31 protein-coding genes are annotated in these 21,029 nt (G+C 71.3%); 13 read left to right on the top strand and 18 right to left on the bottom strand.

The genetic code is table 11. The features are described from left to right. Positions 1-54 precede the first annotated feature (54 nt). On the top strand, positions 55-816 hold the full coding sequence (locus VLI41_RS00330) for a TorF family putative porin (protein ID WP_325266056.1): 762 nt from the start codon (positions 55-57) through the stop codon (positions 814-816). 25 nt (positions 817-841) lie between these two features. Here the strand turns inward: VLI41_RS00330 and VLI41_RS00325 are convergent, their stop codons facing one another. Continuing rightward, positions 842-1,621, bottom strand: a complete 780-nt coding sequence (locus tag VLI41_RS00325; RefSeq protein WP_325266055.1) for a hypothetical protein — start codon at positions 1,619-1,621, stop codon at positions 842-844. Positions 1,622-1,776: 155 nt separating this feature from the next. Between VLI41_RS00325 and VLI41_RS00320 the strand changes: the two genes are divergently transcribed. Beyond that, positions 1,777-2,943 (top strand): DegT/DnrJ/EryC1/StrS aminotransferase family protein, encoded by a 1,167-nt coding sequence (locus tag VLI41_RS00320; RefSeq protein ID WP_325266054.1) that lies wholly within the window; start codon positions 1,777-1,779, stop codon positions 2,941-2,943. Here the strand turns inward: VLI41_RS00320 and VLI41_RS00315 are convergent. Further along, positions 2,940-3,848 carry an alpha/beta hydrolase gene (locus tag VLI41_RS00315; RefSeq protein WP_325266053.1) on the bottom strand — a complete coding sequence of 303 codons (909 nt, stop codon included), beginning with the start codon at positions 3,846-3,848 and terminating at the stop codon, positions 2,940-2,942. The genes VLI41_RS00320 and VLI41_RS00315 overlap by 4 nt on opposite strands. Before the next feature lie 110 nt (positions 3,849-3,958). On the opposite strand from VLI41_RS00315, the gene VLI41_RS00310 reads away from it, so the two are divergent. Continuing rightward, the gene (locus VLI41_RS00310) at positions 3,959-4,789 is read left to right on the top strand and encodes a helix-turn-helix transcriptional regulator (protein ID WP_325266052.1); all 831 of its coding nucleotides are present in this window, start codon (positions 3,959-3,961) and stop codon (positions 4,787-4,789) included. A 20-nt stretch (positions 4,790-4,809) separates the two neighbouring features. On the opposite strand, the gene VLI41_RS00305 is transcribed toward VLI41_RS00310, so the two are convergent. The 3 genes from VLI41_RS00305 to VLI41_RS00295 are packed head-to-tail and all read right to left on the bottom strand — an operon-like array spanning position 4,810 to position 7,275. Then, complete coding sequence (locus VLI41_RS00305; protein ID WP_325266051.1) at positions 4,810-5,664, bottom strand: sulfotransferase; 855 nt, start codon at positions 5,662-5,664, stop codon at positions 4,810-4,812. A 15-nt stretch (positions 5,665-5,679) separates the two neighbouring features. Then, positions 5,680-6,567 carry a patatin-like phospholipase family protein gene (locus VLI41_RS00300; protein ID WP_325266050.1) on the bottom strand — a complete coding sequence of 296 codons (888 nt, stop codon included), beginning with the start codon at positions 6,565-6,567 and terminating at the stop codon, positions 5,680-5,682. A gap of 30 nt (positions 6,568-6,597) precedes the next feature. Beyond that, on the bottom strand, positions 6,598-7,275 hold the full coding sequence (locus VLI41_RS00295; protein WP_325266049.1) for a VOC family protein: 678 nt from the start codon (positions 7,273-7,275) through the stop codon (positions 6,598-6,600). Between the two features lie 78 nt (positions 7,276-7,353). Between VLI41_RS00295 and VLI41_RS00290 the strand changes: the two genes are divergently transcribed. The 4 genes from VLI41_RS00290 (at position 7,354) to VLI41_RS00275 (ending at position 10,688) form a co-directional block, all read left to right on the top strand. Then, the gene (locus VLI41_RS00290) at positions 7,354-8,319 is read left to right on the top strand and encodes a zinc-binding alcohol dehydrogenase family protein (RefSeq protein WP_325266048.1); all 966 of its coding nucleotides are present in this window, start codon (positions 7,354-7,356) and stop codon (positions 8,317-8,319) included. Positions 8,320-8,457: 138 nt separating this feature from the next. Beyond that, the gene (locus VLI41_RS00285) at positions 8,458-9,303 is read left to right on the top strand and encodes an alpha/beta hydrolase (protein WP_325266047.1); all 846 of its coding nucleotides are present in this window, start codon (positions 8,458-8,460) and stop codon (positions 9,301-9,303) included. Positions 9,304-9,321: 18 nt separating this feature from the next. After that, complete coding sequence (locus tag VLI41_RS00280; protein ID WP_325266046.1) at positions 9,322-10,107, top strand: SDR family NAD(P)-dependent oxidoreductase; 786 nt, start codon at positions 9,322-9,324, stop codon at positions 10,105-10,107. Continuing rightward, complete coding sequence (locus VLI41_RS00275; protein WP_325266045.1) at positions 10,104-10,688, top strand: histidine phosphatase family protein; 585 nt, start codon at positions 10,104-10,106, stop codon at positions 10,686-10,688. Before VLI41_RS00280 ends, VLI41_RS00275 begins: the two co-directional genes overlap by 4 nt. Before the next feature lie 222 nt (positions 10,689-10,910). Here the strand turns inward: VLI41_RS00275 and VLI41_RS00270 are convergent, their stop codons facing one another. Next, complete coding sequence (locus VLI41_RS00270) at positions 10,911-11,117, bottom strand: hypothetical protein (protein WP_325266044.1); 207 nt, start codon at positions 11,115-11,117, stop codon at positions 10,911-10,913. Positions 11,118-11,234: 117 nt separating this feature from the next. Between VLI41_RS00270 and VLI41_RS00265 the strand changes: the two genes are divergently transcribed. Beyond that, complete coding sequence (locus VLI41_RS00265; RefSeq protein ID WP_325266043.1) at positions 11,235-11,981, top strand: YebC/PmpR family DNA-binding transcriptional regulator; 747 nt, start codon at positions 11,235-11,237, stop codon at positions 11,979-11,981. On the opposite strand, the gene VLI41_RS00260 is transcribed toward VLI41_RS00265, so the two are convergent. Further along, positions 11,930-12,679: a hypothetical protein gene (locus VLI41_RS00260; RefSeq protein ID WP_325266042.1), complete on the bottom strand. Its 750-nt coding sequence runs from the start codon at positions 12,677-12,679 to the stop codon at positions 11,930-11,932. The two genes, VLI41_RS00265 and VLI41_RS00260, sit on opposite strands and share 52 nt — an antisense overlap. Positions 12,680-12,785: 106 nt before the next feature. Here VLI41_RS00260 and VLI41_RS00255 point away from each other — a divergent pair, with 106 nt between their 5' ends. Then, entirely contained in the window at positions 12,786-12,986 is a 201-nt protein-coding gene (locus VLI41_RS00255; protein WP_325266041.1) for a hypothetical protein, read from the top strand. On the opposite strand, the gene VLI41_RS00250 is transcribed toward VLI41_RS00255, so the two are convergent. Genes VLI41_RS00250 through VLI41_RS00240 form a run of 3 tightly spaced genes read right to left on the bottom strand, consistent with a single transcriptional unit; the run spans position 12,983 to position 13,889 of the window. Next, entirely contained in the window at positions 12,983-13,252 is a 270-nt protein-coding gene (locus VLI41_RS00250; RefSeq protein ID WP_325266040.1) for a DUF5985 family protein, read from the bottom strand. The genes VLI41_RS00255 and VLI41_RS00250 overlap by 4 nt on opposite strands. Next, positions 13,249-13,521, bottom strand: a complete 273-nt coding sequence (locus VLI41_RS00245; protein WP_325266039.1) for a DUF5985 family protein — start codon at positions 13,519-13,521, stop codon at positions 13,249-13,251. The genes VLI41_RS00250 and VLI41_RS00245 overlap by 4 nt, the downstream gene beginning before the upstream one ends. Next, complete coding sequence (locus tag VLI41_RS00240) at positions 13,518-13,889, bottom strand: hypothetical protein (protein WP_325266038.1); 372 nt, start codon at positions 13,887-13,889, stop codon at positions 13,518-13,520. The genes VLI41_RS00245 and VLI41_RS00240 overlap by 4 nt, the downstream gene beginning before the upstream one ends. Positions 13,890-14,040: 151 nt before the next feature. Here VLI41_RS00240 and VLI41_RS00235 point away from each other — a divergent pair, with 151 nt between their 5' ends. Then, positions 14,041-14,529 (top strand): SRPBCC family protein, encoded by a 489-nt coding sequence (locus VLI41_RS00235; protein WP_325266037.1) that lies wholly within the window; start codon positions 14,041-14,043, stop codon positions 14,527-14,529. A 7-nt stretch (positions 14,530-14,536) separates the two neighbouring features. Here the strand turns inward: VLI41_RS00235 and VLI41_RS00230 are convergent, their stop codons facing one another. The 3 genes from VLI41_RS00230 to VLI41_RS00220 are packed head-to-tail and all read right to left on the bottom strand — an operon-like array spanning position 14,537 to position 15,270. Then, positions 14,537-14,803 (bottom strand): hypothetical protein, encoded by a 267-nt coding sequence (locus VLI41_RS00230; protein ID WP_325266069.1) that lies wholly within the window; start codon positions 14,801-14,803, stop codon positions 14,537-14,539. Between the two features lie 12 nt (positions 14,804-14,815). Then, complete coding sequence (locus tag VLI41_RS00225; RefSeq protein ID WP_325266036.1) at positions 14,816-14,959, bottom strand: hypothetical protein; 144 nt, start codon at positions 14,957-14,959, stop codon at positions 14,816-14,818. Next, on the bottom strand, positions 14,956-15,270 hold the full coding sequence (locus VLI41_RS00220) for a cupin domain-containing protein (protein ID WP_325266035.1): 315 nt from the start codon (positions 15,268-15,270) through the stop codon (positions 14,956-14,958). The genes VLI41_RS00225 and VLI41_RS00220 overlap by 4 nt, the downstream gene beginning before the upstream one ends. Before the next feature lie 162 nt (positions 15,271-15,432). On the opposite strand from VLI41_RS00220, the gene VLI41_RS00215 reads away from it, so the two are divergent. After that, positions 15,433-16,083, top strand: coding sequence for a DUF4142 domain-containing protein (locus VLI41_RS00215; RefSeq protein ID WP_325266034.1), 651 nt, complete (start codon positions 15,433-15,435; stop codon positions 16,081-16,083). Positions 16,084-16,155: 72 nt separating this feature from the next. Here VLI41_RS00215 and VLI41_RS00210 read toward each other — a convergent pair whose 3' ends face one another. Further along, on the bottom strand, positions 16,156-16,569 hold the full coding sequence (locus VLI41_RS00210) for a hypothetical protein (RefSeq protein WP_325266033.1): 414 nt from the start codon (positions 16,567-16,569) through the stop codon (positions 16,156-16,158). Between the two features lie 175 nt (positions 16,570-16,744). Between VLI41_RS00210 and VLI41_RS00205 the strand changes: the two genes are divergently transcribed. Together VLI41_RS00205 and VLI41_RS00200 are read left to right on the top strand one after the other, a co-directional pair. Then, positions 16,745-17,368: a hypothetical protein gene (locus VLI41_RS00205; protein ID WP_325266032.1), complete on the top strand. Its 624-nt coding sequence runs from the start codon at positions 16,745-16,747 to the stop codon at positions 17,366-17,368. A 64-nt stretch (positions 17,369-17,432) separates the two neighbouring features. After that, positions 17,433-18,386 carry an isopenicillin N synthase family dioxygenase gene (locus tag VLI41_RS00200; RefSeq protein ID WP_325266031.1) on the top strand — a complete coding sequence of 318 codons (954 nt, stop codon included), beginning with the start codon at positions 17,433-17,435 and terminating at the stop codon, positions 18,384-18,386. Here the strand turns inward: VLI41_RS00200 and VLI41_RS00195 are convergent. From VLI41_RS00195 to VLI41_RS00180, 4 genes are read right to left on the bottom strand one after another with little or no spacing between them, the layout of a single operon-like run. Then, on the bottom strand, positions 18,383-19,000 hold the full coding sequence (locus tag VLI41_RS00195) for a carbonic anhydrase (RefSeq protein ID WP_325266030.1): 618 nt from the start codon (positions 18,998-19,000) through the stop codon (positions 18,383-18,385). The genes VLI41_RS00200 and VLI41_RS00195 overlap by 4 nt on opposite strands. Before the next feature lie 41 nt (positions 19,001-19,041). Further along, entirely contained in the window at positions 19,042-19,686 is a 645-nt protein-coding gene (gene maiA / locus VLI41_RS00190; RefSeq protein WP_325266029.1) for a maleylacetoacetate isomerase, read from the bottom strand. A gap of 1 nt (position 19,687) precedes the next feature. After that, positions 19,688-20,380 carry a fumarylacetoacetate hydrolase family protein gene (locus tag VLI41_RS00185; RefSeq protein ID WP_325266028.1) on the bottom strand — a complete coding sequence of 231 codons (693 nt, stop codon included), beginning with the start codon at positions 20,378-20,380 and terminating at the stop codon, positions 19,688-19,690. A 38-nt stretch (positions 20,381-20,418) separates the two neighbouring features. Next, on the bottom strand, positions 20,419-20,994 hold the full coding sequence (locus VLI41_RS00180) for a DUF4142 domain-containing protein (protein ID WP_325266027.1): 576 nt from the start codon (positions 20,992-20,994) through the stop codon (positions 20,419-20,421). Positions 20,995-21,029: the final 35 nt, after the last annotated feature.

Genomic DNA, 21,029 nt, shown 5'->3' with positions numbered 1-21,029 from the left:
ATCTGAAACTGCGCGCCAGGCTAGGCATGGCCCCGAGCTCTCACGGAGCCTCCGATGCCTCGCCCCGCCCTCCCCGCTGCAGCCGCGCTCGCGGCGCTGGCGGTCCTGGCCGCCCCGCCCGCCCGCGCCGGCCCATGGGGCGGCCTGTTTTCGGGGATCACCTGGACCAGCGACTACCGCTACCAGGGGATCAGCAGCACCGACAAACGCCCCGCGCTGCAGGGCTATCTGCATTGGCAGCGCCCCGACGGGGTCTTCGCCGGCGTGTTCGCCAGCGACGTCCACTATTACGACGGCGGTCCGAAGCTGGAGATCGACGCCTATGCCGGCAAACACTTCGAGCTCGCCGGCGGACGCACCGAGTTCACCCCGGAGGTCCTCTACTCCACGTTCCCGAACAATCGGACACCCGGCCCGACCTTCGATTTCCTGGAGCTCAAGGTCGAGGCCAAGCGGCGGCGGGGCCCGCTCACGCTCGCCGCCGACGCCGCCTTCACCCCGCAGGCCTCGTTCGGCGCGGGCGAGGCGTGGATCGTCGAGGGCGAGGCGGATTATGCGCTGACGCCGTCCCTGACCCTGAAGGCGCTCGCCGGCCGCCGCTGGGCGCACTTGGGCGCCGACCGGGACTACGTCAGCCTCGGCGGCGCCTGGGGACTGCATCCGACCGCGTTCGGTCCCCGCTACGTGGTCGAGCTGAAGTACCAGAGCACCAGCCTCAGCCCCGCCCGCTGCGGCTTCAACCCCAGGATCTGCGGCCCGGCCCTGGTGGGCTCGCTCAGCGTCAACCTGCCGCCGCTGATGCTCGGCGGAAGCTGATCGGTCATCGTGCGCCAGGGGGGCCTCAGCGGCCGAGCGCGAGCCAGCCGTCGACGAAGTGGTACCAGCCGGGCGTCACCGACAGCAGGGAACCCGCAAAGCCCACGCCCACGATGGTGGCGACGCCGATCAGGTAGGCCGAGTGCGGCCGGCCGCGGGTGCGCCAGTCGTAGAGCGCCCCGGCCACCAGGAAGACGCTGACCATCAGCGAGCCCTGGAAGCCCGCGAACTGCGGCGGCGGGGCGATCGTGCCCGGCCGCATCCCCGGGCCGCCGCCGCCCGTGGCGATCAGGAAGCCGACCCGGCCCGCCGCCGCGCCCAGCAGCGACACCGTCGCGGCGACCATCAGCCGCTTGTGCCAGTCCGGGCGGGCGACGTTCGCCACCGCCGCGACGAAGAAGACGGCGAACAGGCCGATGCCGGTGAACGGCAGGATGAAGAAGCTGCGCGCGCGGTCGCCGTAGCCCTGGGCTTGGAAGTCCCTGACCGAGTGCAGCGCCATGGCGAGCCCGATCACCAGCATGGCGGTCGCCAGCGAGACCCCCGCGACGCCCCAGGCCCGGTGGTGCTCGAGACGGCCGTTCGCCGCCTGCCAGGTCTGCCACATGAAGAACAGGGTCCAGCCGAAGAACAGCGTCGCGTGCAGGTGCATCAGCGGGAAGCCGCCCACGAAGGTGCCGCCCGCGAGCTGGGTCCAGTAGGTTGTGGCAAACGCGCCCCAGGCGAACAGCGCACACGCCGTCGCCATCCAGAAGTAGAAGTAGCCCGTTCGCGCCTGCGCCGGGTTCAAGGTCGCTGCGACCATCGGAAGTCCCCCTTCCAGCAGCGCTCGGCGAGCGCCGCTCCGCGAACGAGGCTATCTGGAAATCATCCGAAAACAACCGTGTTTGGCGTGGCCGCGGCGCGCATGCGATGAGCGGCGCACCCGATTCTCCCGCGGGGGCGCGAGAGCCAAGACCCATGCCGATCCCGTTCATCGACCTGCAGGCCCAGCGAAAGCGTCTTGGCCAGCCGCTGGAGGACGCGATCCTGAAGGTGGTCCGTTCCGGCGCCTACGTCATGGGCCCGGAGATCGCCGAGCTGGAGGCGGCGCTGGCGGCGTTCGGCCAGGCGCGGCATGCGCTGGCCTGCGGCTCGGGCACCGAGGCCCTGATCCTGCCGCTGATGGCCTGGGGGATCGGGCCGGGCGATGCGGTCTTCTGCCCCTCGTTCACCTTCGCCGCGACGGCGGAGGTGATGCCGCTGGTGGGCGCCTCTCCCGTGTTCGTCGACATCGATCCGGCGACCTACAACCTCGATCCGGAAAGCCTGCAGAGCGCGGTCGAGGCGGTGAAGCGCGAGGGGCGGCTCACGCCCAGGGCGGTGATCGCCGTCGACCTGTTCGGTCAGCCGGCGGACTATCCGGCCATCGCGCGCGTGGCGGCGAAGCACGGCCTCAAGCTGATCGCCGATTCCGCCCAGGGCTTCGGCTGCACGCTGGACGGGCGTCACCCGATCCATTGGGCCGACGTGGCCACCACCTCCTTCTTTCCGGCCAAGCCGCTCGGCTGCTACGGCGACGGCGGGGCGGTGCTCTGCAACGACGCCCGGCTGCACGACCTGTTCGTCAGCCTGCGCGTGCACGGCCAGGCGGTGAAATCCGATCTGGAAGGCAAGAGCTTCGAGCACGACCCTAAGTACCTCAACCTGCGGGTCGGCCTGAACGCGCGGATGGACACCCTGCAAGCCGCCGTCCTGCTGCAGAAGCTCACCATCTTCGCCGACGAGATCGCGGCGCGGGACCGGGTCGCCGAGCGGTACGCCAGGGGCCTGGGCGACCTGGTCTCGGTCCCCCAGGTCATCGAAGGCGGGCTCTCGGTCTGGGCCCAGTACACCATCGAGCTGGACGGCCGCGACGCCCTGGCCGCACAGCTGCGCGACCAGGGCGTCCCGACGGCGGTCTACTATCCGATCCCGATCCACCGGCAGGGCGTCTATTCCGGCTATCCGGTCGCGCCCGGCGGGCTGCCGGTGACGGAGGCGAAGGCGGGCCGGGTGATCAGCCTGCCGATGCACGCCTACCTGGACCCGGACGACCAGGACCAGATCATCGCCGCCGTCCGCGCCTTCGTGAAGACGAACCGCTAGGCGCGCGCCGCCTTCAGAATCTCTTCGCTCACCGCCTCCGCGTGGGTGATGAAGAGGCCGTGGGGTGCGCCCCTCAGGACCAACAGGCGAGCGTGCGGGACCAGGGCGGCGACGCGCTTGCCGGTGATCTCGAGCGGCGCGGAGGCGTCGGCGTCGCCGTGCACCACGAGCGTCGGGACGGCGATCTTGCCGCAGTCGGCGCGCAGGTCGGTGGCGACCAGGGCGCGGTTGCAGGCAAGCGCCACGGGGAGCGGACAGGCGAGCAGCATGCGCACGCCATAGGCCACCATCTCCTGCGACGTCTCCGGGGTGAAGAACGGCCGGGCGTTGTCGCTCAGCCACTTGGGGAAATCGGCCAGCCAGGCGGCGCGAACCTGCTCGTGGGCGGCGGCGGGCAGGCCATGGGGATTGTCCGGCGTCTGGGTGAGATAGGGCGCGGCCGGCGCGACCAGGACCGCCCGCGCCACGCGGCCGTCGTGCCGCCGGGCGAGGTAGCGGATGGCCTCCGCGCCGCCCATCGAATGGCCGACCAGGGTCACGCCCCTGAGGTCGAGCTGCTCGAGCACCGCGGCGATGTCGCCGGCCAGGGTGTCCATGTCGTAGCCGCGGCCGGGATCGGGCGAGCGGCCATGGCCGCGGCGGTCGAAGGTGATGCAGCGCAGGCCGGCCTGGGTCAGGCGCGACACCTGCGCCTGCCACATGGTGGACGGGCAGGCCCAGGCGCTGACGAACAGGACCGGCGGGCCCTCGCCCCAGTCGGTGTAGGCGAGGTGCGCGCCGTCGGCGGCCTCGATCGTCTGGGGCGCCCGGCGGCGCGCCGGCGGCGCGGCGGCGGCGGCGTCGCAGGCCAGGTCGGCCAACAGGGCGCTTCCGAAGGCGGCGTGCATCAGGTGTCTGCGGTTCATGGCGGGGCTCCTCGTCGAAGGTTCGCCGCCAGCAGGCCATCGGTTCGGAAGCGCGTCGATTACGCGGCAGGTAATGGCGGACGCGACCCGATCGGCCTTAGATCGCGCCCATGACCGAGACCTCCCTCGCCCCCCGCCTCCCGCGTCCGGCCGCCCCGCCGATCGGCGCGCTCCTCAAGGAATGGCGCGAGCGGCGACGGCTCAGCCAGCTCGACCTCTCCTGCGAGACCGGCGTCTCGACGCGCCACCTCAGCTTCCTGGAGACCGGCCGCGCGCGGCCCAGCCGTGAAACGCTCATGCGGCTGGCCGAGGAGCTGAAGGTGCCGCTGCGGGCCCGCAACGCCATGCTGCTGGCGGCCGGATTCGCACCTGCCTACGCCGAGCGGCGGCTGGACGACCCCGAGATGGCCGACGTGCGCCGCTCCATCGAGCTGGTGCTGGCCGGCCACGAGCCCTTTCCGGCGCTGGTGGTGGACCGCGGCTGGCGCATGCTGGCGGCCAACCGCGCGGTGGCGCCGCTCGTGGCAGGGGCGGCCGGCTGGCTGCTGGAGCCGCCGGTCAACGTGCTGCGCCTGAGCCTCCACCCGGAGGGCCTGGCGCCGCGGATCCTGAACCTCCCGGAATGGCGCGCGCACATCCTGGAGCGGCTGCGGAGCCAGCGTGAGGCGAGCGCCGATCCCGAGCTCGCCGCGCTGATCGAGGAGCTCTCGGGCTACCCCGCGCCGCCCGACGTCGCGGCCGCGCCGCCCGAGCTCGGCGCCGGCCTCGCCGTGCCGCTGCGGATCGCCACGCAGGCGCACGGCGCGCTCGCCTTCTTCTCGACCACGACCCTGTTCGGGACCCCGCTCGACGTGACGCTGTCGGAGCTGGCGCTGGAGACCTTCCTGCCCGCCGACGCCCACACGGCCGAGGCGCTGCGAGCGCTCGCCGCGGCCTCGTAGCGCGCAGCGTCTGGGCTCGCCTATGCCGGCTCGGGCAGCCCCTTCTCCCGCATCAGCTCGCCGCAGGCCGCCTCGATCGCCTGCGCGGCCTCCGGGTCGAGTCGCTCGCGCCAGTCGCCGGACGTCCCCTTGCGCAGGAAGGAGGTGAGGTCTTCCTCGCCGGGCCGGCGGCCGGTGACCGCCTCGAAGGAGGTGGCGCGGGCGATCTGGGCCACCAGGGCGGGGGCGGTGTCGACGCCGAGGAAACCGAACATCCGGGCGAGCGTCGCCTCGGGCCGCCGGTGCAGCTCCCAGTACCTGAGCTCGTGGACCCGGCCCGGATGGGCTTGCGCGAAGACGTCCACGAGCCGCACCGCGCCGATCCAGCCGGAGATGGTCTTCTGCACCACGTCGCGGTATTTGTCAGAGCCGGGCGTGAACACCTCGGCGTGCCCATACCTCAGCACATGGCCCATGTGGGAGACGACCACGTCGCGCGGATCGCGCAGGATGTTGATGAACCGCGCCTCGGGGAATAGCCGATCCATGACCGCCAGCCGGTGGGTGTACTCCGGCGTCTTGTCGCCCACCCAGCGGACCGACGGCCCTGCGCGGGCCGTGAGGCGGGCGAGGATGAAGCTGCGGGCGACCTCGTCCATCTCGGCCTGCGTGACCGGCGGGTAGACCGGGACGCCTTCGAACAAGGCGTCGGCGTCGAGCTGCAGGAGCCGGTTGTACTCGTTGACGACCCGCGCCAGCGGCTCGGTCCAGCGGATCGCGAAATGGCCCTCGCCGGAGCAGCAGACCTCCGGGTGGGCGTCGAGGATGCGTTGCAGCCAGGTGGTTCCCGATTTGGGAGCGCCGCAGACGAAGAAGACGTTCACGGCCGAGGCCATGCCGCAGACCCGAGGCTAGGTCCAGAGGCTGCGCAGCCGCTCCGCCTCGCGCGCGCCCTGCGCCATCCCGGCCCGGACCGCATCGGGGCGGCGGCGGAAATCCATCAGGTTCGCGCCGACGGCCTGCTGGCTCGTTTCATCCGGCCCGATCACCACCACCTCGGCGCCGCCCGCCCTGAGACTCGCCACCTCCTCGTCGAGACGCGTGGCGACGCCCTGGGCGGCGGGGCCGGCGGCCGCGGCCATCCGCACGACGACGAGGACCACGAGCTCGTGGCCCGCCGCCACGTCGGCATTGGTTCCGGAGCGCATGCCGCCGTCGATGTAGCGGCGGCCTTCGATCGTCACCGGCGGATAGACGCCCGGCACCGAGCAGCTCGAGGCGACCGCGCGGGTCACGCCCACGCCGGAGGCCTTGCTCCAGAGCTGGAAGGCGCCGCTCTCGGCGTCGACCGCGGTGCAGGCGTAGCCGCGCTCCGGCCAGGCATCGCCTGGCAGGCTCGCGAAGGAGCGGCCGAAGCTGGCGATGAAGTCGTCCTCGCTCATGGTCTCGGCGGCGAGCGCCCACTGGCCGATCTCGGCGCGGACCTCGGCGGGATTGCGCAGCGAGCCCTGCGCCTCGGCCATCTTCTGCATCAGGAAGCTCAGGTCGGCGGGACGGCGCGCCGGGCCCTGGCGCCGGGGGGCCGCGGCCCGCTCGGCTTCGGCGAGGATCGGATCGGCGAGGCTCGCGGCGTCCGCGCCCAAGGCCAGCCGCGCGCCCACGAAGGAGCCGGCCGAAGTGCCCAGGATGAAGTCGGCGCGCCCGAGGTCGACCCCGGCCCGGGCCAGGCCCGCGATCAGCCCGCTCTCCCAGGCGATGCCCACCGGGCCGCCGCCGCCCAGAACCAGCGCTCGTGACATGCCTTCACCTCCCAAGCCGAGCGGGCGACGCTACTCCAGCGAGCCGACGATGGAAGCCCTCTGCGAGAGCTCGATCCAGTTGCCGTCGGGGTCGCGGATCATCGAGATGCGGGCCGTCGCGCCAAGTGTGACAGGGGCCATGGCTTCGCGGCCCCCGTGGGCCAGCACCTTGGCGTGCTCCGCGTCGACCTTGAAGACCTGGAACGTGATGTAGCGCCAGCCGGGCCCCCGCATCTGGGCGTCGGCGGGCGCATCGGGATCCTGTTCGAGGATGATCAGGCTCTCGCCGGCGCGGAACCGGCCGGGGGCTTCTTCCGGCAGGCCGAGCGCCTCGCGGTAGAAGCGGCGGTGGGCCTCGAGGTCGCGCACGGCGAGGCGGACGCCGACCTGGGCGACGCCGTCATGGCCCGGCGGAACCAGGGTGATGCGGTTTCCTTCCGGGTCCTTCAGCCGGCGCGGCGCGGCGAGGGCCTCTCGCGCCACGATCAGCTCGCGGTAGCCGGAGGGCGGCGCCGGCGGGATCGGCTCGGCGACATGGTTGATCTTCACCACGCTGCCGTTGGCGTCGTGGCGGTGCTGGTCCTGACCTTTGCGGATCGGCAGCAGGTGATCGAAGGCGAGCCCCGCCTCCCCTTGCCAGAAGGCCAGCATGGGTTCGAGATGGTTGGTGGAAAGCCCGATATCGACCCTGGGCTTGGCGAGCTGCATCCGCACCCCTCCCTTGCCTCGGCAGCATGGCCGTGGGATGCGTGAAGTCAAACAGATGTTTGGATGGGGAGGATCGGCATGAAGGCCGCGGTCTATTACGAGAACGGCGCGCCCGACGTGTTCCGCTACGAGGAGATTCCGGACCCCGAGTGCCACCCGAAGGGCCTCGTCATCCGGGTGGAGGCGGTCTCGATCGAGGGCGGCGACACCCTCAACCGGCTGCGCGGCGCGCTGGTCACCAAGCCGCATGTGGTGGGCTATCAGGCGGCCGGCGAAGTCGTTCAGGTCGGCGCCGAGGTCACGAACCTGAAGGTCGGCGACAAGGTGGTCACCACCGGCGCCTACGGCAGCCATGCGGAGCTGCGGGCGGTGGCCGCCCGCGCCGCCTGGAAGATCCCGGCCGGCATGGACCTGAAGGCCGCGGCCTGCGTGCCGATCCCGTTCGGCACGGCGCATGAGTGCCTGTTCGAGTTCGGCCGGATGAAGAAGGGCGAGGTGGTGCTGGTGCAGGCCGGCGCGTCGGGCGTGGGGATCGCGGCGATCCAGCTCGCGGCCCGGGCCGGCGCCTCGATGGTGCTGGCGACCGCCTCCTCGGACGCGCGGCTCGACAAGCTGAAGCCGCTGGGCCTGACCCACGGGATCAACTACCAGAAGGACGACGTGGTCACCGAGGTGATGCGGCTCACCGACAAGAAGGGCGCCGACGTGATCGTCGATCCGGTCGGCGGCACGACCCTGCAGGCCTCGATCCTCTCGCTGGCCTACCGGGGCCGGGTCTCCATGGTCGGCCAGGCGGGCCGCGAGCCGATGAAGGTGGACGTCTCCACCATGATGGGCGGCAACCGCACGCTTTCCGGCGTCTTCCTGGGCGCGGAGATCGCCACCGACCGGGTCTACGGCCTCATCCAGGGGCTGATCGGGGATGTGGCCAAGGGCGAGCTGAAGGTGGTCATAGACCGCCAGTTCAAGCTCTCCGAAGCCGCCGACGCCCACCGCTACATCGAAAGCCGCCAGGCGGTCGGGAGAGTCCTGCTGGTACCGTAGCAATCTACGTCATCCCGGACGGCCGCAGGCCGATCCGGGACCCAGAGCGGGCGCAGGCCTGCAAGCAACTGGGTCCCGGCTCTCCGCTTCGCTTCGCTTCGGCCGGGATGACGGCCCATAGTTTGGAGGAACAAGCCAATGCCCCGCGCGAAGAACGGCGCCGTCGAGCTGGAGTACGAGAGCTTTGGCGACGACAAGCCCGAGACCGTCATGCTGATCAACGGCCTGGGCTCGCAGATGACCCGATGGCCGGAGCCGTTCTGCGAGAAGCTGGTGGCGCGCGGCTTCCGCGCGATCCGCATGGACAACCGCGACGTCGGCCTCTCGAGCTGGCTCGAAGGCGAAAGCTACGTGCTGAAGGACATGGCCAAGGACGTCATCGCGGTGCTGGACGCCGCCGGCGTGAAGAAGGCGCACGTGGCCGGCGTCTCGATGGGCGGGATGATCACCCAGCGGGTCGCCATCGACCATCCCGAGCGGGTGCTGTCGATCACCTCGATCATGGCCGCGCCGGCGGCGAATCCGCCGATTCTGCAGTCGACGCCCGAGGCGGCGGCGGTGCTGAACACGCCGCCGCCGGATCCCAGGGCGGATTTCGAGGCCTTCGTCGCCCACGGGATCCGTAACGCGCGCACCATCGGCAGCCCAGCCTACCCGTGGGAGGAGGCGGCGCTGCGCCAGCGGGTGGTCTCCGAGCACGGCCGCGCCTTCAACCCGACCGGCGTGGTCCGTCAGCGCCAGGCGATCGGCGCCGACGGCGACCGGACGGACGAGCTGAGGCGCCTGAACGTCCCCGCCGTGGTCGTGCACGGCGCCGACGATCCGCTGGTCATGCCGGTCGGGGGCGAGCTCACGGCGGCCGCGATCCCCGGCGCGGAGCTTCGGATGATCCCGGGCATGGGCCACGACCTGCCGCCCGGGCTCTATGACACGATCATCGAGGCCATCGTGGCGGCCGCGAGCCGCGCCAAGCAGGCGGCGTAGGACAGCGAAAGGCGCATCATGGGACGACTGGAAGGCCGCTCGGCGGTGATCACCGGGGCGGCGAGCGGGATCGGCCGCGCGGCGGCGAAGATCTTCGCCGGCGAAGGGGCCAGCGTGGTCTGCGTCGACCGGGCCGAGGCGGTCGCCGAAACCGCCAAGGCGATCACCGACGCCGGCGGTAGGGCGCTCGCCATGACCGGCGACGCCGCGGACGAAGCTTTCGTGCAGCAGTACGCCGCGCGCGCGGTGAACGACCATGGCGGGTTGGACGTGATCTGGGCCAATGCCGGGATCTCCGGCGGCTACGTCCCGCTGCAGGACCAGACGGCGGCGCACTGGGCGGAGATCCTGAGGATCAACCTGATCGGCCACTTCCTGGCGCTGAAGCACGCCGCGCCGATCATGATCGCCAAGGGCAGGGGCTCGATCATCATGACCGCCTCGGTGGCGGGCATCCGCTCGGGCGCCGGCGGCATGCCCTACTCCGCCTCCAAGGCGGGGGTGATCAGCCTGGCGCAGACCGCGGCCAACGAGCTCTACGGCACGGGGGTGCGGGTCAACGCCATCTGCCCGGGCCTGATCGAGACGGGGATGACCCGGCCGGTCTATGAGGCCGCCCGCGCACGCGGCACCGCCGACAAGATCGGCCAGCTCAATCCGCTGACCCGCGGCGGCGAGCCGCATGAGATCGCCAACATGGGCCTGTTCCTGGCCTCGGACGAGGCCTCCTACGTGAACGGCCAGTTCATCGCCGTGGACGGCGGGCTCTCCTCCTCGCACCCGGTGGTCCGGCGGCGGCGATGATCTACCTCGTCCGGCACGGGGAGACGGAGTTCAACGTCGCGCGCCGCTGGCAGGGCGCGCAGGATTCGCCGCTCACGCCGCTCGGCGTGCGGCAGGCCGAAGCCATGGCCGCCCGGCTGACCGGGCTCGTGGCCGCGGAGCCGGGCGGCTGGCGGCTCGTCGCGAGCCCGCTCGGACGGGCGCGGGCGACCGCGGCGATCATCGGCGAGCGGCTGGGCCTTGCGGCGAGCTTCGATGAGCGCCTGCGCGAGCATTCGATCGGCGCGCTGGACGGCCACGCGGTCGAGGAGGTGCTTCCGTTCCTGCCGCAGGGCCGCCCGCGCCACGAGCGGCATTTCCACGTGCCCGGGGCCGAAAGCTTCGAATCCATGACCGCGCGGATCGGGGCCTTCCTGGCCGAGGTCACGCCCGACGACCGGCTGATCGCGGTGAGCCACGGCGCGGCCGGGCGGGTGTTCCGCGGCGTCTACGCGGGCCTCGGCAAGGCGGAGATGCTCACCCTCAAGGTCCCGCAGGACGCCATCTTCCGGCTCGAGGGCGGGCGGATCCAGCGCATCGACTGCGCGCCCGTCGTGAGCTGAGGCTGAAGGGACCCTGGCTTCCGACGGCGCTCAGGCGTCTCGCGCCGTGCGGCGAGATGGCGCAGAATCGCCTTCAGGCGGGCTCCCTGACGACAGGATTCCGCCACATTGCACGTGTGAAACAACCCTCGACGCCTGATCAACCCCCAACCCCCGATCTGCGTCACACGGACGGGAGCCCCGGCACCCCCAGGCCGGGGCTCTTTCCGTTCCATCGCTGGATCAGTCGGCGCGCGGCGGGCGCAGCCAGCGCAGCAGGGCGAGGGCGGCCACGGCGGTAAGCGCGCCGATCGCGAAGGCCGCGGCGGTGGCGATGGAGATCCCCGCGGGCCCGACCGTCAGCGGCCTGGGCTGCATCCAGTGGACCAACTCGCCATTGGGCTCGGGCGGCAGGATGTCGTCGATCTCGTCCAGCATCCTCTCGGTCATGGCCCAGCCTCCGCCGATCTCGCTCAAAGCGGCCTAACCCTCGCACATGGCGGGGGTTCCGCAAGCCGGACCCTGAGGGTAGAACCGGCCGCTTCCCCGTACCCGAACCTGCGCAAGATGGCCGGCCACTCGAAATTCAAGAACATCATGCACCGCAAGGGCCGCGCCGATGCGGCCCGCTCCAAGCTGTTCTCCAAGCTGTCGCGCGAGATCACGGTGGCGGCGAAGCATGGCCTGCCCGACCCGGCCATGAACCCGCGGCTGAGGCTGGCGGTCGCCAACGCCCGGGCCGAGTCGATGTCCAAGGACGTCATCGACCGGGCGATCAAGAAGGCGACCGGTGGCGAGGCGGAAACCTATGAGGAGATCCGCTACGAGGGCTTCGGCCCGGGGGGCGTGGGCGTCATCGTCGAGGTGCTGACCGACAACCGCAACCGTGCGGCCTCCAACGTCCGCTCGATCTTCGGCAAGCACGGCGGCAACCTCGGCGAGACGGGCTCGGTGGCCTTCATGTTCGATAGGGTGGGCGAGATCGTCTATCCGGCCCCGGCCGGCAGCGAGGAGCAGGTGATGGAGGCAGCCATCGAGGCGGGGGCCGAAGACGTCGAATCCGACGAGGACGGCCACACCATCTACACCGGATTCGAGCAGCTGTCGGAAGTCGCGGCGGCCCTGGAGAAGAACCTGGGCGAAGCCAAGTCCGCCGCCGTCGCCTGGCGGCCCAAGACCCGCATCCCGCTGGCGGGCGAGGCGGCGGCGAGCCTGATGAAGCTGCTCGACGCCCTGGACGACGAAGACGACGTGCAGAACGTCTACACCAACGAGGACATTCCGGCCGACGAGCTGGAGCGGCTGGCGTCGTAGCGGCAGGCGACCGCCTCGATCCGGTGATCGGATCCCTTGCGGACCACGAGGTCGGCGCGCTCGCGGGCGGGGCCGATATGGTCGCGCAGGTTGGGCAGGTTGATGATCCGCCAGACGTCGCCGGCGAAGGCGCGCGTCTCCGCCTCGCCCATCTGCCGGAAGCGCGCATAGAACGAGGCGGGATCGTGCTCCGCGGCGCGCCAGAGCGCCAGGAAGCGGGCCGTGAACCAGGCTTCCAGATCCGCCTCCTCGGCCTCGAGATAGATCAGCAGGTCGAGACCGACAGCCTTGGGATCGTGCAGCCCGAGCCCCTCGACGATCAGCACCTCGGGCGGGGCGATCTCGCGCGCCAGCGCCGGGTCGATGTCGTAGGTGACGTGCGAATAGGCGGGGACCAGGGTCGCGCGACGGCGCAGGCCGGCCAGGGTGAGGGCCAGCGCCTCGGCGTCGTAGCTCTCCGGGAATCCCTTGCGCAGGGTGAGCCCGCGGGCCTCGAGGGTCGCGTTGTCGAACAGGAATCCGTCGGTGCAGACGAGGGCGACGGAAGTGGCGCCTGGCGGCCGCATCAGCCGCTTCGCAAGTGCGGCCGCAAACGTGGTCTTGCCGACCGCCACCGAGCCGGTGACGCCGACCACGAGCGGCCCCCGCCCGGTCCGGCGGGCCGCGATCAGCTCGGCGATGTCGTCGAGGCTCGGCATCGGAAGCAAGACTTAAGCTGCGAGGCGGGTTTGCGCCAAGCCCGCGTTGGCGCCCGGCCCGCCTCCGCTATGCTGCGCAGCATGCCCGAAAGCCCCTGGCTTCGCCGTGCGGCGGCCTAAATCCGATCCCCGCGTCACCGACCTGCGCCGCTACCGGCGCGAGCGCGAGCGGGCCAGGCGCGCCCGGCCGCCGAAGCCGCCCGCCGCCGAGCCGCTGCTGGGCCGTCGGCGCAACGCCGGCCTGATCCTGCTGGCGGCCATCGTGGTGATGCTGGCGCTGTGGGCCCTCGCCGGCCACCGGTTCTAATGCGGCCGGGCGATGTTCTTGCGCAGGATCGCCCAGATGATCAGCAGGAAGGCGGCGAGGCGGAGCAGATAGACCCCGCTGGCGGCCTCGTCGGGAATGCCGATGATCGCCGGGACCGCCTGGTTCAGCGCCATCAGCGCGAAGGCGGCGGCGAAGGCCAGGAACAGCACGTCATGGGTGCGACGCCAGAACTTCAGGAAGAACAGGCCCGCGACGAGGTAGCCGAAACTCAGCGCGCCGGCGATGAAGGCGGCATGCTGGCTCACGACTTGGCCTCCCAGATGAAGCCGTAGAGCAGGAGGCCGAGGGCGACGGCGGCGGCGAGCTGGCGCCAGATCCACAGGTCCGTCGCCGGGAACACCACCATGTCGGCCACCAGGGCCAGGTTGTTGAGCGCCAGGAAGACGAAGCTGACCGCGGTCCACAGGAGCAGGCGCGAGCGTTCGCGGAAGTAGGCCCGCAGCAGCAGGATCGCGCAGAGCCCGCTGGTGAGCAGGCATAAGAGATAGACCGCGGTCGGCGCGAGCGCGCTCATTTGTCGTCCCCCCGGAACTTGAAGGCGTCGGCCAGCGACTGCAGCGGGTCGCGGGGCGCGGCGATCAGGTTCACTATCGCAACCGGGCGTTGTTTGTAGGCCGCCTGCAGGCGATCGCAAAGCTCGTTCAGGACCGCCGCCGCCGGCGCATAGCGGTGACAGCCCTGCTCGTCGCGGACGGTGAGGCCGCCGCGCTCGAACCTCAGCAGGTTGTCATTGACCACCCTGGTGGAGGCCCGCAGCTCGCGCACGAGCTCGGCCGGCTCCCAGCATCGCTCCGGGTCCCGCTTCAGCAGCAGCAGCAGCTCCAGCGCCCAGACCGAGCGGATGTGCTCGCGGACGAACGCCGCAAGATCCTGGTCGGACAACCACCCACTCCCGAAAGATCGCGGCCCGACCCTATAGACCTGGACCGTTCGATCAAGCCTGGGAGCTGCGCGTCACGGCGCCGTGATGCCGGCGCTTGGCCCCGCCCGGAAGCTGTGGCCAACTGGGCGGCATCGCTCGGGGGGAATCAGCATGGGCTATCTTGGGAATGTGGCCGTGGCCGCCGTCGCGGCCTTGGGGCTGTCGGCGGGGATCGCGCGGGCGGCGGACTATGTGGTCATCCCCCTGGAGGCGAGCGTCGACGCGCCGGCCGATGTGACCTGGAAGAAGATCGGCGGCTTCTGCGACATCGGGGCCTGGCTGAAGACCAGCTGCGTGATCACCTCCGGCAAGCCCGAGGCGGTGGGCGCCGTGCGCCGCATCGCCGACCGCGTGGACGAGGTGCTCGTCGCCCGGACGGCGTGGTCCTACACCTACGCCCAGCCGAAGTCGCCGATCGACTATCACGGCACGGTGGAGGTGCGGCCCGACGGGCCGAAGACGTCCAGGATCCTCTACACCCTGGTCTATGACGCCGCGGCGCTGCCGGCCGGCGCCGACCGCACCAAGGACACGGCCGGACGCACGGCGATGTTCACCCGCGTCATCAACATCATGAAGGGCGTCGCCGAAGCGAAGTAGCCCGCCGCTACGCCAGCCAGCGGCGCGGCCACAGCCGCCCGAGCGGGTGGACGCGGCCCGGCGCGAGGCCCATCCGGCGGATCGTCCCGGGCGTGAGCCTGGCGAAAGCCTCCACCGGCTCGACCCCATCCACCGGGCTGGTGGCCACGGCGCCCAGGATGAGCGCCTCGTCGATCGCGGCCCACTCGGCGCGCGAGCGGTCCTCGTGACCGACGGCGTAGAAGTGCCGCACCGGGCGGGGCTCCTCGGCCAGCTCCAGCATCACGCCCACCATCCAGCCCACGCCCTAGAACCTCACGCCCGCCAGCCTGAGGAACAGGGGAGCCAGGTAGACCAGCACCAGCAGGCCCAGGAGGATCACCGCCAGCCGGCCGAGGCGCTTGCGGCGCGCCGCCTCGCGCGCCTGGGAGTCGGGATCGCCCTCGCTCACTCGGTCACCACAACCGGCCCGGGCAGGGTCACGTGGATCACCACCTCGGTCTCGGCGAACAGCGTGTGGGCCTCGCCGGGCGGCGTGTAGATGAAGTCGCCCGCCTGGATCGGCAGGTCGTCGAGCCGGCCCTTGCCGGCGATGACGTAGATCTCCTCGCCGTCCGGGTGCACGTGGGCGGGCGAGCGCGAGCCCGGCGCATAGTGCATCAGGAAGGTGCCGGCGCCGGCTTCCATGCGGAGCGGGGTGATCGTCACGCCCTCGCGGACCGGCCGCCTGGCCGTCTGGGACGTGGCGGTGAGCTGCATCATGGTGGCCTCCTGCGGCGCGCAACATCGGCCTTCGCGCCGCCCTCTGCAACGGCCTGCGTCACGCTCGAAACCGAGCCGCGCCAAGCCTCTCATTTGACGGCCGCGCGGAACCGGGAATCGCCGCTCGCGGTTTCGTGATCCGTTCTGAAGGAGCCTCCAATCATGACCCGCGCAATGCTGTTTTGCGCCGCCACGGCCGCCGTCCTGTCGCTGGCGGCCTGCAACAAGAACCAGGCCGGCAACTCCGCCCCCGCCGAGACCAACACCGCCGAAGCGACCAACACCTCGACACCGGGCCAGAGCATGGCCGCGAACAAGGCCCAGGACGTCACCGGGGCCGCCGTCGGCTCGACCTCGGCCGCCACCATGGGTTCGCACGACACCGGCGCCTTCGTGTCGAACCTGGTGCAGGGCAACATGTACGAGCTCGACGCGGCCAAGATCGCCGAGCAGAAGGCCAAGGACCCCGAGGTCAAGGCTTTCGCCAAGATGATGACCACCGACCACACCAAGCTCGGCGACGAGGCCAAGCCGGTGATCGCCAAGTCCGGCCAGACCGCGCCCACCGACCTCGACCAACGGCGGAAGGGCCTTCTCGACAACCTGAAGGCGGCCGGTCCGAACGACTTCGACAAGACCTACATGGACCAGCAGGTCTCCGCCCACGACGAGACGCTTACCCTGCTGCACGGCTACGCCAAGGACGGCTCCGACGCCGGCCTGAAGGCGCTGGCCGCCAAGGCGACGCCGGTCGTCCAGAAGCACGACGACGCGGCCAAGAAGCTGCAGGCCAAGCTGAGCGCCTCGAAGTAGCGGCTCGCCGCGCAAGCAGCCCGTCACGGCGCCCTCTCTCTCCGCCCGCGTTGAGAGAGCGCCGCGGGCGAGCTAATCCGCGCCGCTGCCGTTGGCGAGGTCGCGGCTCGGATCGGAGGGGACCTGCCGCTTGGCGTTCATCGGATCGCCGAGCTTTCGGCCATCCTTGCCGAGGTGGGCGTCGCCGCTCGCCGAAGCGCCCGTTCCGCCGGTCGCGCCGTCGCCCGTCCCGGAGGTCTCGTCGCCGGGCGCCGAGGCGTCCGGGCCTTCCGTGATCTCCTCTTCCTGGCCGCGGCCGCTCATCGCGCCGCCGCCCTCGCCCTCCGGCGCAGTGCGTCCGGGCTCCTTTGGCGCGAAGCTGCGCGGGCCGGTCGGGCTGCGCTCGCCCGCCGCGGGGCCGCGCGGATCGGCGCCGGTCGAGGCGCCCAGGCCGCCGGGCGCGCCGCCCAGGTCGCTGCTGGTGGTCTTGTCCTTGTCCGCGCTCATCGCCGTCTCCTTGCGCTTTCGTGCCGGAGACCAGACTGGCGAGCGGGCGGCTCTGTTCCCTGTTCGGCGCAGGCTTCGTTGACCGGCTGGATTGAACGCCGCTATGTGAACGCCGCGCCGCGGACGGCCGTCGAAGCCGCCGCGGAACGCGCTCATGCAGGGATCGGGGATCGCCATGTCCAGATTATTCGCCGCGCTCACCGGCGCAGTCGCCGCCGTCGCGCTTTCCGGGGTCGCCCAGGCGCAGGGCCCGACCCCGCCCGGGCCGACCGTGGTCCGCGGCAAGGTGATCTCGCTCACGGGCGACGTGCTCACCGTGAAGCCCGAGAAGGGCGCGCCGGAGAAGGTGGCGCTATCGCCGACCTGGACGGTGGCGGTGATGAAGCCGGTGGCGATCGACGCCATCAAGCCAGGCAGCTTCATCGGCACCACCGAGATGCCGAAGTCGGAAGGCGCCGGGCGCAGCCTCGAGGTGCACGTCTTTCCGCCCGGCGTGAAGATGGGCGAGGGCCACTACGGCTGGGACCTGAAGCCGGGCTCGATGATGACCAACGGCACGGTGGGCAAGGTCGTGGCCGGCAAGAAGGGCAGCCGCGAGCTGGACGTGGCCTACAACGGCACCGGCCTGCGGCACATCACCGTGCCCGCCAAGGTGCCGGTGGTGCAGATCACCGGCGGCGCGCGCGAGCAGGTCAAGCCGGGCATCCCGGTGTTCATGGTGGTGCGCAAGAACCCGGACGGCTCGATGGCGGCGAGCTCGGTCTCGATCGGCGAGAACGGCGCCAAGCCGCCGATGTAGAGCGCACCCGGCGCGACGTCGCCGCGGGTGGAGAGGCGCGTCCGGCGCGTGTAGGCTCGGCGCGATGAGCCAAGCCGCCGCCCTGCCCCGCAGCCTCGCGCCCGTGTCGTTCCGCGCGTTCAACCGCGATTTCGAGGGGTTCTCCAAGGCGCTGGGCGATTCGTTCGCGCGCTACGGCTTCGCGGTGATCGCCGACCACGGCCTGCCGCAGGCGCGGATCGAGGCGGCGCTCGGCTCGGCGAAGCGCTTCTTCGCCCTGCCGGAGCCGGTGAAGCTGAAATACAAGCTGCCGGTGATGGGCCAGCGCGGCTACACGCCGTTCGGCGTCGAGACCGCCAAGGGCGAGACGCACTACGACCTGAAGGAATTCTGGCACGTCGGCCGCGACCTGCCGGCCGGCCACCGCTTCCGCGACCACATGCCCGACAATGTCTGGCCCGACGCCGACGTCCCCGGCTTCCGCGAAACCGTGGGCTGGCTCTACGGCGCGCTCGACGCCATGGGACTGAAGGTGCTGGAGGCGATCGCGGCCTGGCTCGGCCTGGAGCGCCATGTCTTCGAGCCCACGGTCGGCGAGGGCAACTCCATCCTGCGGCTGCTGCACTATCCGCCCGTGCCCGAGAACGGGCCGCACATCCGCGCCGCCGCGCATGAGGACATCAACGTCATCACCCTGCTGCTCGGGGCCGAGGAGGCGGGGCTGGAGGTGAAGGACCGCGACGGGAGCTGGCTGCCGATCAATCCGCCGGCGGGCTCGCTGGTCTGCAACATCGGCGACATGCTGCAGCGGCTGACCAATGACAAGCTGCCCTCGACCACGCATCGGGTGGTCAATCCCGCGCCGGAGCGGCGGGGCTATGCGCGCTACTCCACGCCGTTCTTCCTGCACTTCAACTCGGACTACCTGATCCGCACGTTGCCGAGCTGCATCGACGCGCAGCGCCCGAACCGCTACCCCGAGCCGATCACCGCCAACGACTACCTCCAGCAGCGGCTGCGCGAGATCAAGCTCGCCTAGCTCTCCAGCCGCTCAAGGTCGCCGGGCGCGCGGAGGGTGACGTCCAGGTCCTTGATGAGCCCGGTCTCCAGCGAATAGACCCAGCCGTGGACGCTGATCGTCTGGCCGCGGGCCCACGCGTCCTGCACGAAGACGTCGGAGCCCACGTTCCTGACCTGGCGGATCACATTGAGCTCGCAGAGCCGGTTGAGGCGCTCGCGCTCTGCGGGCAAGGCGTCGAGCTCATGGCGGTGCTCGTGGGCGACCTCGCGGATGGGATGCAGCCAGTGGTCGATCAGCCCGCGCCGGCCGCCGTCCACCGCCGCGGCGATGCCGCCGCAGCCGTAGTGGCCGACGACCAGGATGTGCCTCACCTTCAGCACATCCACCGCGAACTGCAGCACCGACAGGTAGTTCGCGTCCTGCGGCGGGGCGAGGTTGGCGATGTTGCGGTGGACGAACATCTCGCCCGGGTCGAGGTCGACGATCTCGGTCGCGGGCACGCGGCTGTCCGAGCAGCCGATCCACAGGTATTCCGGGGCCTGCTGGCCGAGCAGGCGCTGAAAGAAGCCCGGGTCCTCGGAGGTCTTGCGCTCCGCCCACCGCCGGTTGTTGGCCTTCAGATCGTCGAGCATGGCCGCGCTCTAGAGCCCAGCGGCGACCGCCACAACCCCTGTCAGCCAGGCCTGGCGTCCGGCTGGCGGTCGGGATGGGCCGCGGCGAAGGCGGGGTGGGCCGCCGCACGCTGAGCGACGGCGCGGATCGCCGGATAGGGCGCGAGGTCCACCTTGTAGCGCTCGGCGGAATAGACCTGCGGGATCAGGCAGCAGTCGGCGAGCGTCGGCTCGGTCCCGAACGCCCAGCCCGCGGTATGGCGCGCGATCATCGGCTCCAGCGCGCGAAAGCCGTCCTCGATCCAGCGCTGGCTCCAGGCGCTGCGGCCCGCGTCGTCGACGCCGAGCGCGGTGAGCTGCTGCTGGATGCGCAGGTTGTTCAGCGGATGGATGTCGCAGGCGACGATGCCGGCCATGGCGCGGACGCTCGCGCGGTCGGCCGGATCGGCGGGCAGCAGCGGCGGGACCGGATGGACCTCCTCCAGCCACTCCAGGATGGCGAGGCTCTGGGTCAGCACCCGGCCATCCTGCGTGGTGAGGGCGGGCGTGAGCTCCTGGGGATTGATCCCGCGATAGGTCTCGCCGTGCTGGTCGCCGGCGATCAGGTTCACCGGCGCGTAGTCGTAGGCGAGACCCTTGAGGTTGAGCCCGATCCGCACGCGGTAGGGCGCTGTGGCGCGCCAGTAGCTGTGCAGCCGCAAGGCCATCTCAGACCACCTCGAAGGCGAGGCGGCCGACGCCCTCGACCTCGCCTTCGACCCGGTCGCCGCGGAGGACCGGCCCGACCCCTTCGGGGGTGCCGGTGAAGATCAGGTCGCCCGGCGCGAGGCGCCACAGCCTGGAGGCCTCGGCGATGACCTCGGCCACGTTCCAGATCATGTCGGCCACGCTCGCGTCCTGCCTCGCCTGGCCGTTGACGGTGAGCCGGATGCGCCCTTGCGGCGGCGGACCCGACCAGCGGCGGATGGCCGACATCGGGGCCGCCTGATCGAAAGCCTTGCCGGCCTCCCAGGGCTGCCCCTTGTCCTTGGCGGCGTTCTGCAGGTCGCGGCGGGTGAGATCGACGCCGGCCGCGTAGCCGAACACGAGGTCCAGGGCCCGCTCCGGGGGGACCTCGGCGCCGCCCGCCTCGAGCGCCACCACCAGCTCCATCTCATGGTGCAGGTTCGATGTGCGTGGCGGGTAGGCGACGTCGCGGCCCGGCAGGACGATGGCGTCGGCGGGCTTGGCGAAGAAGAACGGCGGATCGCGGTCGTCGCCGCCCATCTCGCGCCGGTGGGCGGCGTAGTTGCGCCCGACGCAGAGGATGCGGCGCACCGGGAACAGGCCCGCCGCTCCCTCGACCGGCACGGCGACGACGGCGGGCGGATCGATGACGTAGGGGGCGGTCTTGGCGGCCATGCCGACGCCCTAGCGCGCGGCCGCGCGCGGCGCAAAACCTACTTCAGCGCAGCCATGATCTGCTGAGCGGCTTCAAGGTGGTTCTGGATCACCGGCGCGCCCTGGGCGGCGAAGCTCTTCAGCGACGTCACCGTGCCGTTCTGGGCGTAGTCCTGGAACAGGGCGAGCGCCTTCTGGTGGGCCTCGACCTGGGTGCGCATGTAGGTCTTGTCGAAATCGCCCGGCTGGGCGGCCTTGAGATCCATCATCGCCTGCTGCTGGTCGGGCGAGAGGGCCTCGGAGGGCGAGAGCGCCTGGCCGGACGCGGCGATCGCGGCCTTGAAGTCCTGGGCCGAGTTGGTGTGGTCGCGCAGCATCATGGCGGCGAAGGCCTTCACGTCGTTGCTGGAGGCTCGGCTCTGGGCGATCTGGGCCGCGGCGAGCTCGAAGGCGTTCCCGGCGGCCGCCCTGTTCGCGAAATCGGCCGCATCGGTCTGCTTCGAAGGCGTCGGGATCACGGCCACCGCCTCCGGCCGGCTGGGCGCCTGGGCGGCGCTCTGCACGGAGCGGTCGCTCCGGCCGCAGGCCGAGAGCGCCGCGGCGGCGAGGATCGCAGGAACAAGTCTGCGGGGCATGGCGGCCTCCGGGCGTTGACAAGCGCAGCGGGCCT

Origin of the sequence: Phenylobacterium sp. (assembly GCF_035475775.1) — a bacterium.
GTDB lineage: Bacteria > Pseudomonadota > Alphaproteobacteria > Caulobacterales > Caulobacteraceae > Phenylobacterium.
This window is presented reverse-complemented; position numbering and strand designations above follow the sequence as displayed.

Bases quoted from the DNA above. Each gene is read 5' to 3' on its own strand.
- VLI41_RS00330 (WP_325266056.1), top strand. From the start codon at position 55: ATGCCTCGCCCCGCCCTCCCCGCTGCAGCCGCGCTCGCGGCGCTGGCG.
- VLI41_RS00325 (WP_325266055.1), bottom strand. From the start codon at position 1,621: ATGGTCGCAGCGACCTTGAACCCGGCGCAGGCGCGAACGGGCTACTTC.
- VLI41_RS00320 (WP_325266054.1), top strand. From the start codon at position 1,777: ATGCCGATCCCGTTCATCGACCTGCAGGCCCAGCGAAAGCGTCTTGGC.
- VLI41_RS00315 (WP_325266053.1), bottom strand. From the start codon at position 3,848: ATGAACCGCAGACACCTGATGCACGCCGCCTTCGGAAGCGCCCTGTTG.
- VLI41_RS00310 (WP_325266052.1), top strand. From the start codon at position 3,959: ATGACCGAGACCTCCCTCGCCCCCCGCCTCCCGCGTCCGGCCGCCCCG.
- VLI41_RS00305 (WP_325266051.1), bottom strand. From the start codon at position 5,664: ATGGCCTCGGCCGTGAACGTCTTCTTCGTCTGCGGCGCTCCCAAATCG.
- VLI41_RS00300 (WP_325266050.1), bottom strand. From the start codon at position 6,567: ATGTCACGAGCGCTGGTTCTGGGCGGCGGCGGCCCGGTGGGCATCGCC.
- VLI41_RS00295 (WP_325266049.1), bottom strand. From the start codon at position 7,275: ATGCAGCTCGCCAAGCCCAGGGTCGATATCGGGCTTTCCACCAACCAT.
- VLI41_RS00290 (WP_325266048.1), top strand. From the start codon at position 7,354: ATGAAGGCCGCGGTCTATTACGAGAACGGCGCGCCCGACGTGTTCCGC.
- VLI41_RS00285 (WP_325266047.1), top strand. From the start codon at position 8,458: ATGCCCCGCGCGAAGAACGGCGCCGTCGAGCTGGAGTACGAGAGCTTT.
- VLI41_RS00280 (WP_325266046.1), top strand. From the start codon at position 9,322: ATGGGACGACTGGAAGGCCGCTCGGCGGTGATCACCGGGGCGGCGAGC.
- VLI41_RS00275 (WP_325266045.1), top strand. From the start codon at position 10,104: ATGATCTACCTCGTCCGGCACGGGGAGACGGAGTTCAACGTCGCGCGC.
- VLI41_RS00270 (WP_325266044.1), bottom strand. From the start codon at position 11,117: ATGACCGAGAGGATGCTGGACGAGATCGACGACATCCTGCCGCCCGAG.
- VLI41_RS00265 (WP_325266043.1), top strand. From the start codon at position 11,235: ATGGCCGGCCACTCGAAATTCAAGAACATCATGCACCGCAAGGGCCGC.
- VLI41_RS00260 (WP_325266042.1), bottom strand. From the start codon at position 12,679: ATGCCGAGCCTCGACGACATCGCCGAGCTGATCGCGGCCCGCCGGACC.
- VLI41_RS00245 (WP_325266039.1), bottom strand. From the start codon at position 13,521: ATGAGCGCGCTCGCGCCGACCGCGGTCTATCTCTTATGCCTGCTCACC.
- VLI41_RS00235 (WP_325266037.1), top strand. From the start codon at position 14,041: ATGGGCTATCTTGGGAATGTGGCCGTGGCCGCCGTCGCGGCCTTGGGG.
- VLI41_RS00230 (WP_325266069.1), bottom strand. From the start codon at position 14,803: ATGGTGGGCGTGATGCTGGAGCTGGCCGAGGAGCCCCGCCCGGTGCGG.
- VLI41_RS00220 (WP_325266035.1), bottom strand. From the start codon at position 15,270: ATGATGCAGCTCACCGCCACGTCCCAGACGGCCAGGCGGCCGGTCCGC.
- VLI41_RS00215 (WP_325266034.1), top strand. From the start codon at position 15,433: ATGACCCGCGCAATGCTGTTTTGCGCCGCCACGGCCGCCGTCCTGTCG.
- VLI41_RS00210 (WP_325266033.1), bottom strand. From the start codon at position 16,569: ATGAGCGCGGACAAGGACAAGACCACCAGCAGCGACCTGGGCGGCGCG.
- VLI41_RS00205 (WP_325266032.1), top strand. From the start codon at position 16,745: ATGTCCAGATTATTCGCCGCGCTCACCGGCGCAGTCGCCGCCGTCGCG.
- VLI41_RS00200 (WP_325266031.1), top strand. From the start codon at position 17,433: ATGAGCCAAGCCGCCGCCCTGCCCCGCAGCCTCGCGCCCGTGTCGTTC.
- VLI41_RS00195 (WP_325266030.1), bottom strand. From the start codon at position 19,000: ATGCTCGACGATCTGAAGGCCAACAACCGGCGGTGGGCGGAGCGCAAG.
- maiA (WP_325266029.1), bottom strand. From the start codon at position 19,686: ATGGCCTTGCGGCTGCACAGCTACTGGCGCGCCACAGCGCCCTACCGC.
- VLI41_RS00185 (WP_325266028.1), bottom strand. From the start codon at position 20,380: ATGGCCGCCAAGACCGCCCCCTACGTCATCGATCCGCCCGCCGTCGTC.
- VLI41_RS00180 (WP_325266027.1), bottom strand. From the start codon at position 20,994: ATGCCCCGCAGACTTGTTCCTGCGATCCTCGCCGCCGCGGCGCTCTCG.